The 774-nt window shown below is 34.2% G+C and carries 1 protein-coding gene; it reads right to left on the minus strand.

Annotation, left to right across the window (positions count from 1 at the left end):
• Positions 1 to 97: 97 nt before the first annotated feature.
• Positions 98 to 616: a hypothetical protein gene (locus FEK29_RS17815; RefSeq protein ID WP_138259789.1), complete on the minus strand. Its 519-nt coding sequence runs from the start codon at positions 614 to 616 to the stop codon at positions 98 to 100.
• Between the last annotated feature and the right edge of the window lie 158 nt (positions 617 to 774).

Here is a 774-nt window from a genome sequence, read left to right on the forward strand (position 1 = left end):
ACCCCAAAACCATCATTATGAAGTAATTGAAAATTAAATATTAACTTTAGAGAACTGGACTAGGGCTTTTCATAGGAGCCATTGTTGTGCGTAGGTTTTATTTTTTATTCAATTCAAATGTTCCTTTGTCTTTTGGGTAGCTTGATTCATATTCGCCACTTATTTCAATTCCGTCATTATCTTTTATTCCATCGTATTCAATGAACTGTCCATTTCCAATTGACATTTTAGCTTTAAAGAATCTACGATTGGAATCGCGATTTTCATTCGGTCGGCTTTTTTGCCCTAGGTTATTTCCATTAATATCGGATTTCGAAAAATTTCCTGATAATTCAACAATTTTGTTTTGTCCAGGTTTGTAAAGACTCCAAAGATTATAATAAATCAACGTTTCGCTTTTAAATTCAGCCTTGTGATTTTCTGGAATCGTTGTCAGTACTTTTCCACTAACGAAAGCATATTCAGAACTGTCCCATTTTCCGTTCCAATTTGATTCCTCAAAGTTTTCAGGAATTGAAGTTCTATAAACGATTTCGTTTGATATAAACACAACGACGAAAAGAATCAAAACCGTTATTAAAATCCGTTTTATTATTTTCAGAAATCTATTTTTCATTCAGAGTTCAGTTTTTCTCAACTTACGCACAACGGTTGGGCTATGAGTAGTTGCGTGGTTTAGCACCTAACTTTGCAAGTACACACCAAACTGAAAATCCGCGAGGATTTTCAGAAGTAGGCGAGAACCAGCAATTACTTATAGCCAATGTTGGCAAT

Origin of the sequence: Maribacter aurantiacus, assembly GCF_005780245.1 — a bacterium.
Classification (GTDB): domain Bacteria; phylum Bacteroidota; class Bacteroidia; order Flavobacteriales; family Flavobacteriaceae; genus Maribacter; species Maribacter flavus.

Bases quoted from the DNA above. Each gene is read 5' to 3' on its own strand.
- FEK29_RS17815 (WP_138259789.1), bottom strand. From the start codon at position 616: ATGAAAAATAGATTTCTGAAAATAATAAAACGGATTTTAATAACGGTT.